The 11033-nt window shown below is 47.0% G+C and carries 11 protein-coding genes and 1 other RNA gene; 4 read left to right on the top strand and 8 right to left on the bottom strand.

Going from position 1 to position 11033, the window contains the following annotated elements:
• Positions 1–154: 154 nt before the first annotated feature.
• The 3 genes from DRW41_RS12775 to DRW41_RS12765 form a co-directional block, all read right to left on the bottom strand.
• Positions 155–727, bottom strand: coding sequence for an isoprenylcysteine carboxyl methyltransferase family protein (locus tag DRW41_RS12775; protein WP_115452399.1), 573 nt, complete (start codon positions 725–727; stop codon positions 155–157).
• Positions 724–1806: a type III polyketide synthase gene (locus DRW41_RS12770; protein WP_115452398.1), complete on the bottom strand. Its 1083-nt coding sequence runs from the start codon at positions 1804–1806 to the stop codon at positions 724–726. Before DRW41_RS12770 ends, DRW41_RS12775 begins: the two co-directional genes overlap by 4 nt.
• 242 nt (positions 1807–2048) lie before the next feature.
• A complete protein-coding gene (locus tag DRW41_RS12765; protein WP_115452397.1) occupies positions 2049–2822 on the bottom strand; it encodes an SDR family NAD(P)-dependent oxidoreductase in 774 nt (257 codons plus the stop codon).
• Positions 2823–3389: 567 nt separating this feature from the next.
• Between DRW41_RS12765 and DRW41_RS12755 the strand changes: the two genes are divergently transcribed.
• Genes DRW41_RS12755 through DRW41_RS12745 form a run of 3 tightly spaced genes read left to right on the top strand, consistent with a single transcriptional unit; the run spans position 3390 to position 5713 of the window.
• Positions 3390–3551: a cytochrome c oxidase subunit 2A gene (locus DRW41_RS12755; RefSeq protein WP_115452395.1), complete on the top strand. Its 162-nt coding sequence runs from the start codon at positions 3390–3392 to the stop codon at positions 3549–3551.
• Between the two features lie 21 nt (positions 3552–3572).
• Positions 3573–4049 carry a cytochrome c oxidase subunit II gene (locus DRW41_RS12750; RefSeq protein WP_115452394.1) on the top strand — a complete coding sequence of 159 codons (477 nt, stop codon included), beginning with the start codon at positions 3573–3575 and terminating at the stop codon, positions 4047–4049.
• Positions 4049–5713 carry a b(o/a)3-type cytochrome-c oxidase subunit 1 gene (locus tag DRW41_RS12745; protein ID WP_115452393.1) on the top strand — a complete coding sequence of 555 codons (1665 nt, stop codon included), beginning with the start codon at positions 4049–4051 and terminating at the stop codon, positions 5711–5713. The genes DRW41_RS12750 and DRW41_RS12745 overlap by 1 nt, the downstream gene beginning before the upstream one ends.
• A gap of 38 nt (positions 5714–5751) precedes the next feature.
• Here the strand turns inward: DRW41_RS12745 and DRW41_RS12740 are convergent, their stop codons facing one another.
• Together DRW41_RS12740 and DRW41_RS12735 are read right to left on the bottom strand one after the other, a co-directional pair.
• Complete coding sequence (locus DRW41_RS12740) at positions 5752–6657, bottom strand: DMT family transporter (RefSeq protein WP_115452392.1); 906 nt, start codon at positions 6655–6657, stop codon at positions 5752–5754.
• Positions 6658–6697: 40 nt separating this feature from the next.
• Entirely contained in the window at positions 6698–8212 is a 1515-nt protein-coding gene (locus DRW41_RS12735; RefSeq protein WP_115452391.1) for a carboxypeptidase M32, read from the bottom strand.
• Positions 8213–8522: 310 nt separating this feature from the next.
• Between DRW41_RS12735 and DRW41_RS12730 the strand changes: the two genes are divergently transcribed.
• Positions 8523–8822, top strand: coding sequence for a metal-sulfur cluster assembly factor (locus DRW41_RS12730; protein WP_115452390.1), 300 nt, complete (start codon positions 8523–8525; stop codon positions 8820–8822).
• A 66-nt stretch (positions 8823–8888) separates the two neighbouring features.
• Here DRW41_RS12730 and DRW41_RS23000 read toward each other — a convergent pair whose 3' ends face one another.
• The 3 genes from DRW41_RS23000 to rnpB all read right to left on the bottom strand — a co-directional run bounded on the left by DRW41_RS23000 (position 8889) and on the right by rnpB (position 11008).
• Positions 8889–9050: a hypothetical protein gene (locus DRW41_RS23000; RefSeq protein ID WP_181884534.1), complete on the bottom strand. Its 162-nt coding sequence runs from the start codon at positions 9048–9050 to the stop codon at positions 8889–8891.
• Between the two features lie 87 nt (positions 9051–9137).
• The gene (locus DRW41_RS12725) at positions 9138–10277 is read right to left on the bottom strand and encodes a THUMP domain-containing class I SAM-dependent RNA methyltransferase (RefSeq protein ID WP_115452389.1); all 1140 of its coding nucleotides are present in this window, start codon (positions 10275–10277) and stop codon (positions 9138–9140) included.
• A 352-nt stretch (positions 10278–10629) separates the two neighbouring features.
• Positions 10630–11008: RNase P RNA component class B (gene rnpB, locus DRW41_RS12720), an RNA gene on the bottom strand.
• Positions 11009–11033 lie beyond the last annotated feature (25 nt).

Raw genomic sequence — 11033 nt, 5'->3', positions numbered from 1 at the left:
ACATGGCTTAATACATGCTTCATTACCGCCGCATAAACAATTACGGTTCCTCCGACAAAAACAAGCGCCATATGTAACACCTTCCCTGATGAGAATGATTTTCATTTCCAAAGAAAGTGTAACATGTTTGATAATCATTTTCAATACGAAAAGACTATTTGTCAATTTTCTTTAACATTTGCGGTACGAACCGGTTGCTGCCATCTATTATTTTTCCGTATTCCGAGAGGTTTCTTAACGCCTCTTCCTCGGCGGGAATGCGGACAGAAAGCATGATCGCATTCAAGACGGCAAAAAGGGCCGCAGTTATATATGCCTGAAACAGCAACGGAATCACAAGGAGTTCCAGGGTGACAATGGCATAGTTAGGATGGCGGATGAATTTGTATGGGCCTCTTTTAACAATAGCTGCCCCGGGAAGGACGATGATTTTTGTATTCCAGTACTTTCCGAGCGATGACAGAGCCCAGATGCGCCCTGCTTGAGCAAGGATAAATAGCAAGAGGAATAAGGGCCATATGGGGGAAAGGCCTTTTTTAAAAATCCATACTTCAAGAACGAAAGCTAAAAAGAAAGCCGCATGCATCATGACCATCCACGGGTAATGGGCTTGGCCAAACTCAAGCGCCCCCTCCTGTTTCATTCTTTTCTCATTGTTCCTGGCAACCATTAATTCGACAAGGCGCTGAATTATAACAAACCCGATAAAAGCAATGAACAGGCTCATTCCTTCCACCTCATCAATAGAAGCTCTGAACTGAATCCTGGCCCAAGTGCTCCGGCCAGGCCGTACGCCCCTGCTTCCGGGTTCAGTTCCATATGGCGTTTCAACACATAAAGTATTGTAGCTGATGACATATTCCCGAATTCACTTAGCACATCCTTCGAGATATCTATCATCTCCCTGCCGATTCCAAGGGAGGCTGCATACGCATCGAGAACCTTCTTTCCCCCTGGATGGGCGATGAAATAACGGAGTTCCTCAATTTTGACGCCCTCTCCCTCAAGGAAGGCGCTAACATTCGGCTGCAGCCAATTTTCTATTATCGAAGGAATATCTCTTGAGAAAACGACATACAACCCTTCGTTTTTAATATCCCATCCCATTACGTCCAGTGAATCAGGCATAAGAGTCGACTGGGTCGCAATTATTTCAGGCACCCTGGCCGAATGAAGTCCAACTACTTCATCCCCGCACACGAGCGCGCAACTCACTCCGTCCGCGAACAGGGAAATCCCGACCAGATTGCTTTTGGAACGGTCATTTTTTTGGAATGTCAGGCTGCAAAGCTCGACACTGAGCACCAGTACTTTCGCTTCCGGGAAAGCAAGGCAGTATTCGTACGCCCTCGAAAGGCCGGCGGCTCCGCCCGCGCATCCAAGTCCCCATATCGGAATCCGTTTGGTATGCGGCGAAAAAGGCAGCTTGTTCATAATTCTCGCATCGATGCTCGGCGTTGCCAGCCCGGTTGTTGACACAAAGAACAGCGCGTCAATTTCCTGGTATTCCACCTGCCTTTTTAAAAACGATCCATTCGACAGGCATCTGGTTATAGCTTCCTGCCCTAGTTCCACAGATGCTTCAATATAGGCGTCATTCCGTTCTTTGAAGGAACGGTCTTGCCTGAACCAATCAATATCCCTTACAAAACGCCTGCTCTCGATCTGGCCATTCTGAAAAACAGTTAAAAGCCGTTCTATATCCTGGAAAGATTCCGAAAACAGCTCTCTTGCAAATTCGACTGCCCTTTCTTGCCCGACCTGGAAGGGGGGAAGCGCTTCCGCTATTGAAATGACTGCTGGCATCGTACATTCTCCTTCAACTCTAGTAAAGGTATTTTTACCTCGGTCCGGCAAATTATTCCGGAGCGGCTATTAGCCTATTCCCTAATTTGTGGAGAGTATACGGTTTCAGCAGTGGAGTGGACAAAAAAAAAGCACCCTCCTGCGAAAAGGAGGGTGCCATCTTGTTTTGAAGGTGTTGTTGTGCAGCTCCATTATAGCAAAAAATAATCTTGCATCATAGGTCAATCATTTCCAGTACATGCCTAGAATCCCTGGATGGTCATTCCGCCATCGACAAATAAGGTCTGGCCATGGACATAGCTGCCTGCATCGGATGCGAGGAAAACGGCTGGCCCCGCCAATTCAGGCAGCTCGCCAATCCGCTTCAACGGCGTTACATCAAGAATATCCTTGACATATGAAGGGTCTGCGAGGAGTTTTTCCGTCAATGGCGTCTTGAAATACCATGGCCCGATCGCGTTGACATTGATATTGTACTTGCCCCACTCAAGCGCGAGGACCTTGGTCATTTGGATAAGTGCAGCCTTGCTTGCCGCGTAGACAACTCCCGTCCTCAACGCTACATGCCCCGCAACGGATGTAACCGATATAATCCTTCCCCCTGTTTCCTGATCCTTCATCAGCTTGCCGGTTTCCTGGGCCATCATGAATGCGGATTTCAGATTTGTATTCATAATCGTTTCCCATTCCTCGTCGGTCACATCGAGCGCCTTTGAGCGAATGTTCATTCCCGCGTTGTTAATGAGAATATCAATTGATCCCCATTCTTCCTTGACCATTTTTACAGCCCGAGACGCATCTTCCCGTTTTGTCACATCCGTTGGAATGATCAGGCTTTGCTTCCCATGGTTATGTATGATTTCCGCGGTTTCTTCAAGGTCGGAAACTGTCCGTGAAAGGATTGCCACATCAGCTCCCGCTTCCGCCAGTGCCGATGCCAGCGCCCTGCCGATACCCCTTCCCGCCCCTGTAACGATGGCTTTTTTTCCATCAAGCCGAAATGAAGGTAAATACATTATTCCCTTCCTCCCTTTTTAGTGCCCTGATTATTCTTTCTTGGCTATCATGCTTGTCTTAACTCTCTTAATTATAATGAAAGAATATTAAAAAAGCACCGTATATGCGGTGCCATGTCTTAATCCTTATTTTGTTTTTGGACCTCGATCCAAATTTTATTGGAGGCAAGCATTCCACAAACCTTGCAGGCAGTCTTTTTATTATAAAGCAGGCGGCATTTTTCACAGTAGTATTTTTCCATTTTCCCCCGCATCCTTTCACATTTTATTAACAGTTTATTTTTTTTGCTTCTGCTTTGTTCATTCGTCCATTTCGCAAGCCGCCCTAATTTTTTCAATTACTTTTCTCACTCGCTTTCCTTCAAGTTCACTTTTTAGACACATATAACCCCTCTTAAAAGTGATTTAAATCACTGTTTTGTAAAGTTTATCCTATTATCATAGTGTTAAAGCAGTTATGGACACTTTGTGAACATTCAAGAACCCATATTTTACTTTTTTTATAGTTTTGTATTATGAAATTGTACTTATTGAATTTTTTTCAATATTTAGAAGGGAGTGCTGGGGATGGCAAAGACAGAATTGGCAAAGACAGGAAAGAAAGTGAAGCACAAAGTTCAGGATTCGGAACCGGTCCTGAAAGGGACCCTCTTATCGGTTTTCCTGCTTGGTGGATTTTTAATTTTAACTTGGGCCGGGGTTTATTTCCTATTCCTCGACCGTTTTTAAAGTATAGAAGGGGGAGCATACATGCACATCCATAAGTTTGAAAAAATTTGGCTCACATTTGGCATTGCCACACTCGTCATGTTTTTATCGGTGGTCGGCGTAAGCGCTTTTTATATGGGCAACCAGCCTCCAAGCTGCAACCTGACGATCGACCCTGAAAAAGTGGACACAACCGCTCCGTTTGACAAACCGGGCCTGACAAAGGTCGAAGGCAAGGAATGGGACTACCAGCTTGTTTACGTGGCATCGGCATTTTCCTATAATCCCATCAAGGTCCAAGTCCCTGTCGGGGCAAAAGTAAAAGTGATTGCAACCACAAAGGATGTCATTCATGGGTTTGAAGTTGCCGGTACAAATATCAATATGATGCTGGAGCCAGGCTATGTAAGTGAGTTTACAACAACCTTCGACAAACCTGGTGAATACCTAGTCGTATGCAACGAATACTGTGGCACGGGCCATCACTTAATGCAATCCACAATCGAGGTGACTGAATAATGCAGGCTTCCACAATCCCAACGAAAGTCGATCCGCGAGATGCAAAGTTATCCATGGCCCACCTTTATGTTGCATTCACCGCCCTTGGGCTAGGCGGCCTCATGGGCCTGCTGCAGGTTATGGTACGGTCCGGGAAGTTCCAGCTTCCATTCGGAATCGATTATTATCAAGTATTGACGGTCCACGGCGTTCTGCTTGGCCTTGTCCTGACCACATTTTTCATAATGGGTTTCCAGACAGCGGCTGTCAGCCGAACTGCGGGAGCGATGTCTAACGGAGCAAGACTTGCCGGCTGGATCGGCTTTTGGCTGATGACAATCGGAACCGCCATGGCGGCCGTTATGATCCTTTTAAAAGAAGCATCCGTCCTGTTTACGTTTTACGCGCCATTAAAAGCCCACCCGGTGTTCTATATCGGCCTAACTCTTGTTATCGTCGGCAGCTGGGTTGCCGGAGGCGCACTTATAGGAACCTACGGGAAGTGGCGCAGGCAGAATCCTGGTAAAACCAGCCCACTGCTGACTTTCATGGTTGTTGTGAATACTGTCATGTGGATCGTTGCGACCCTTGGCGTCGCGGCGACGGTCCTTCTGCAGCTCCTGCCATGGTCCCTTGGTTTGGTTGAACGCGTGGATGTACTTGTCAGCCGTACGTTGTTCTGGTATTTCGGGCATCCTCTCGTGTATTTCTGGCTGCTGCCAGCCTACATGTGCTGGTACGCGATCGTTCCAAAAATCATTGGCGGAAAAATCTTTTCCGATTCTTTGGCAAGGCTTTCGTTCCTGCTGTTCCTGCTCTTTTCCATCCCAGTCGGTTTCCATCATCAGCTGGTCGAACCGGGAATCGACCCGGCATGGAAGTTCCTGCAGGTTGTCCTGACTTTCATGGTCATCATCCCATCGTTGATGACCGCCTTCTCAATGTTCGCGACATTTGAGAAAACAGGCCGTTCCCAAGGTTCAACCGGATTGTTCGGCTGGGTGAAAAAACTTCCATGGGGCGACGCGAGATTCACGGTCCCTTTCATTGGAATGGCTGCTTTTATCCCTGCTGGCGCTGGCGGTATTATCAACGCTTCGCACCAATTGAACCAAGTTGTCCATAATACTATCTGGGTAACAGGCCACTTCCACCTGACACTTGCCACTACGGTTGTCCTGACGTTCTTCGGTATTTCGTATTGGCTCGTACCGCATCTGACAGGCCGGAAACTGACAAAGGCAATGAACAAATTGGCCATCATCCAGGCATGGGTTTGGACAGTCGGCATGACGTTCATGTCAGGCGCGATGCACGCGGCCGGCCTTTTGGGAGCTCCGCGCCGTTCCGCCTTCTCCGAATATGGAGGTTCAGCGCAGGCGGCGGAATGGATTCCCTACCAGATTGCCCAGGCAATCGGCGGCTCGATTCTTTTCATTGGCATTATTCTCGTATTGGTGATTTTCATCAACCTCGCTTTCTTTGCTCCTAAAGGAGAGGAAGAATTCCCAGTCGGCGAGGCAGAAGCAGGGGAAGAAAAATCGCCGGCTGTATTCGAAAACTGGAAGCTGTGGCTTGGCATTACAGCCGCCCTAATCCTTTTCGCTTATACAATTCCGTTGATTGATATCATCCAAAACGCGCCAATCGGCTCAAAAGGCTGGCAAACATGGGGCAAATGGTAATGTAATTTATTTTTCAAACTAGGACAAAAAGTCTCCAGTCACATCGACTGGAGACTTTTCTTATTCGGGCGTATCTCCCCCAAGTTCAAGTTGGATGCCGATACGGATATGAGAATTAGGGCGGATCCGATGATTTGCAGGACGCCAATTCCTTCCCCGTAAAGGAAAACCCCGAGCATCGTAGCGACGATCGGTTCAACAGTCGCGATAATCGCGGCTGTGCTGCTGTCTGTTTTTTCGAGCCCCTTCGTATACATGAAATAGGCCAAAACCGTCGGAATAATCCCAAGGCCCGCTCCGTAAAGAAGCGAATTCCCCGAAAGCAAAACGTCAGCCTTTTCCCAAAGCCCCGTTAAAGGAACGAGGAACAAAGCGGCCGTCAAAAACGTATAGAATGTAATCGTGAAGGGCTTGTACTTGCGTAACGCCGCCTTCCCGAAAATACTGTAAAGGGCATACCCCAAACCCGCCCCGAGGCCAATCAGAATTCCGGTTGGGGCGGCTCCCGAATCACCCCGAAACCCTGCCACAAGCACACATCCAAAAAAAGTGCCCGCTACAGCCAACAGTTTCGTTTTCGTAAATCTCTCCTTGAAAACTAAAAAGGAAATGATCGATACAAAAATCGGCGACGTATACAATAGGATTACCGCGAGCGACACGTCCATTCGGTTTAGGGCGGTAAAATAGCACCAATTAAAGAATACAATGCTAAAAATGCCCGTACCTATGAACAGCCAACCGTCACGAAGGCGGATCGACAATTCATCCCTGTATTTTAAGCCTCCGATGAGTGCCAGCAGTATCGCCGCGATTGCGACCCGGATTGCGACTATTTCCATCGGGCTGAAACCAATTTGGGCCAGCCCCCTTACAAAAACCGCGATGCATCCCCAAAGGGAGGCGCTTGCCGCGATCAGCAGCAGCGGGAGATGCTTTTTCATGCAAAGGCACCACCAATCAGTAAAACTATCATATTATCTTTTAATCGATATTCAGGCAATATACCCCGCTGTATTTTTCATAAAGGTATTCAATCAAATAATCCGGATTCAGCCCTTCCCCGGTAGCATCGACAAGGATTTCAAGCGGCTTTTTCATTTTACCAAAAAAATGGACATGCTTTGTAAACCATTCCTTGATTGGAAGATACTCGCCTGTTTCCAACAGCCTTGCGTATTCGGGCATCTCTTTTTTGAGCGTGTTCATGAATTGGGCTGCATACATGTATCCCAGCGCATAGGAAGGGAAATAGCCGAATGAACCTCCGGACCAGTGGACATCCTGAAGGACTCCTTCCGCGTCATTCCGCGGGCGAATGCCCAAATACTGCTCATATTTCCTGTTCCAGACTTCAGGCAACTCCTTTACCTCTATTTCATTATTGAATAGCCCCTTCTCTATCTCATAGCGGATAATGATGTGGAGCGGGTAGGTCAACTCGTCGGCTTCTATCCTTATATACGATGGCTTTGATTCATTGATGGCCCTGTAAAAGTCTTCAATCGAAATTCCATCGAACTGGCCGTCCGCGTATTTTTTCAGCAAATCGAGGTTGTTCTTCCAAAATCCGAGGCTCCTGCCCACGAAATTTTCATAAAAAAGGGATTGCGATTCATGAATTCCCATCGAAGTACCGGAACAAAGAGGCGTCCCGATCAGTTCCTTGGATATATTTTGTTCATACAGGGCATGCCCGCCTTCATGGATAGTCCCGAAAACCGCCGTGCGGAAATCATTTTCATCGTAATTTGTCGTTACCCTTACGTCGCCGGGATTAAGGCCGGTCGCAAATGGATGGACAGTTTCATCAAGCCGTCCGGCATTGAAATTATAGCCGATCTGTTTAAGGGCCTCCAGGCTGAATTCCCTTTGCGATTCCTTAGGAAAATGGTGGAACAGGAACCCTGTTTCCGGTTTCTTGCCCGATTTGGCTATTTCACTTACCAATGGTACGATTTTATCGCGCAGCTTGGCGAATACATCGTCGAGTACTTCTACCGTAATACCGGGCTCATACATGTCGAGGAGTGAATTATAAGGGTTGCCGGTGTATCCCCAATACTCGATGAACTGTTTTTGGATGGCGACCAGTTTTTCCAAATATGGCCTGAACATTTCAAAATCGGAAGCCTTTTTCGCTTCTTCCCAAATCGATTCCGCCCTCGCCTGGAGTACGACATACTCCCTGAACAAGCTTTCAGGAATTTTCCTGTTGCGTTCGAAATTCTTTTTGCACTCTTCAAGCACCTTATTTGTCACGGAGCCAGGCACGTTCCCTGAAAGCTTTTCTATGTATGCTTCCATTTCATCGGATACTGACATTTTAAAAACTTCGCTTTGAAGCACTCCAATTACCTCGGACCTCTGTACATGCCCTTCCCTTGGGGCGCCGGTTCGTAAATCCCAATAAATAAGACCCAGCGCTTCGTTGTAGGCCCCCATTTTTTTTACGTATTCGAGGAATTCTTTTTCTATTTCCGAAATATTTTTTTCCATACCCAAACCCCTTTACTATTAATTAATCTATTTTATCATACTTTTGCAAAAATTCACCGGCTGAAAAACGCTGCAGAATGTGTTTTCCGCAGCGCTTTTTGCAGTAAATCCCAACTATTTCTTTTTAATGGCCACCCTCGGCAGTGCCCTTGTTTGTGATGCTGGCGTCCGGGTCGCTAATCGTATTTATTTCCATGCTTACAAAAGCCACAGCCCTTTTTTACATCGGCCAGGCAGCAGTTTCAATTTCACTTTTGGCAATGAGCGTGACAATTATTCTAGTGTTAAAAAAATAAAGGAGTGGTTCCATATGGCAACAGTTGATAAAATTCGTGAAGAACTTAAATGCGTACTCGATCCGGAACTGAACATTAATGTTGTGGATCTGGGCCTTATCTATGGAATTCAGATGTCCACTGAAAGGGACGTAGAAATTACCATGACCCTGACCACCCCAGGCTGCCCGCTCCATGACAGCATCACTTCAGGCGTAAAACAGCGAATCGAGGCTTTGGAAGATATCGATACCGCTATGATTCATCTTGTTTGGGAGCCGGCATGGTCGCCCGAAAATATGTCGGAAGAGGCATTGAAACAGTTGGGAAGATAGGGATATGTTATGTGAATGACCTAAAAAACGAAGGCCGGGAATTCAGGGTTTCCCCTGTACCCGGCCTTATCTTATCGTGGCATTTGCCGATAGCGCCTGTTTCCAGTTCCTGTCCGCCTCCTGCAGTTGAAGGACTGTTTTCGCTTTTGGATTGGTATCCTGGTTTAGTATTTGCTGTGTAGACTCAATCGCCTTGGCAATTCTGGCAAAGTCAAGCGGTTGAAACATGTTCCCATTCCCTCCCGAATAGTGTAGGATGTCTGTATTCTATTCGGTAGGAAACAGGAATATTCAATCATGCTGATAAAATTTTCACTATTTGTCGCGAGGAGGCCTTGGACCCCAGTACTGATAATAATCTGTTTTGATAAAGCCGTTGAAAAGCTTCCGTTTTTTGGTGGCAGGCTTTCCATAAAATTTTTCAAAATCCTCATGGGCCGTCAGTATGTACTTGCTCCATGTATCAAGCTTCCCAAAGGCTTCACCCATTTCGCGGTACATTTTTTCAACAGCGGGCCTGTCCCCAAGCCGCTCCCCATAAGGCGGGTTTGCGACAATGACTCCGTATTGCTTGTCGGAGGTAAGGTCCCGTACCTGCATTTGTTTAAAGGAAATCAATTCGCCCAGCCCTGCTTCAAATGCATTTCCCTCGGCAATCTTTATCATCCGATGGTCGATATCCGATCCGGAAATGTCAATTGGCTGGTCATAATTTGCCAGGTCTTCGGCTTCCGCCCTCGCATCATCCCAGATTTTCTCCGGAATCCAGCCCCATTGTTCCGATACGAATTCCCTATTGAAGCCCGGGGCGATGTTTTGGCCTATCAGTGCTGCCTCGATTGGAATCGTTCCCGATCCGCAGAACGGGTCGATAAACGGTTTTTCCGGACTCCAATTCGTAAGCAAGACAAGTGAGGCGGCAAGAGTCTCCTTAAGCGGTGCCTCTCCCTGGCCCGCGCGGTAGCCCCTTTTATGAAGCCCCGCTCCGCTCGTATCAATCGTAAGCGTTGCTACGTCTTTAAGGAGAGATATTTCAATTTTAACCAATGGCCCGGTTTCTTCAAACCGCGATGTTCTTTTGTATGCTTTTTTCAGCCTCTCAACAATGGCCTTTTTTACAATCGCCTGGCAGTCGGAAACGCTGAAAAGCTTGGATTTCACCGATTTGCCGGCAACCGGGAATTCCGCATCCTCGGAAATGAAGTGTTCCCATGGCAGTGCTTTTGTTTTTTCAAATAGCTCATCGAATGTAAAAGCCTTAAATTCGCCAACTTTTATTTTTACTCTATCGGCTGTTCTCAGCCAAAGGTTGGCCCTCGCAATAGCGGCTTCGTCCCCCGTGAATGTAACCTTGCCGTTTTCAGTGCTTCCTTCATATCCTAAATCCTTAACTTCCTTGGCAACAAGCGCTTCAAGCCCCATTGCCGCGGTCGCGATAATTTGATACTTGCCCATTTTCTCACCTTACCTTGGTATGTATGCTTAGTATGTTAACAGGATTGCATAAAAAACTTCAAAAGTCCACCTCAACCGAGGAAGGACGTCGTCAATTCCCTTTGAATGAACATGAGGCTCCATTGGATACTAACGTATTGAATTTCTTGTTTGTGTTTAAATTTTGCTATTTTAGGCTGGGATTCGGACAGTAAAACGGGTTTTCAACGGTAGTGTGTCCGAATCAGACAAGGATTCTTGTGTGTCCAAACAATAAATACTAGACTTAAACAAGATCTCCGGGTCTCTAATACACAAAAAAAGCCCCCCTATAAGGAGAGCCTTCATTTCTATGGTAATTTCCACTAGCGCGTTCTGTAAGCCATGTTCTGTACCTTTGTACTGCAAGCGACGTGAGTCTCGTACTCAGGCGGTAATCATCTATCTACAGGCGTTCGCCTGTCCTTCTCCCTCGTTGAATTCCTTGGAGAAAGCGCCCCTACCATAATTTGGGTTTCTCGCTCGCGGGGTTTACCTCGTTCCACCCTTCGCATTTCTTTGAAGGCTACGTCACTGTGGCACTTTTACAGGTATTCATGCCATATCCAATGGACTTAGGCATTTTCCCGGCCGTCAGCCGAAACCGGCTGCCCTGGCTTATTTTTTCGCCAGGCGCGAACACTACAGGCATCTCAGCCTGTGCGAGCATGGACTTTCCTCTGCAGACGGTGCTGCAGCGATTACCCGAACGCAATTAATGGACAATGTCTATTATAT

Origin of the sequence: Neobacillus piezotolerans (assembly GCF_003362805.1) — a bacterium.
Classification (GTDB): domain Bacteria; phylum Bacillota; class Bacilli; order Bacillales; family Cytobacillaceae; genus Bacillus_D; species Bacillus_D piezotolerans.
Note: the sequence above shows the minus strand (reverse complement) of the source record. Positions and strands in the feature narration are given on the sequence as shown.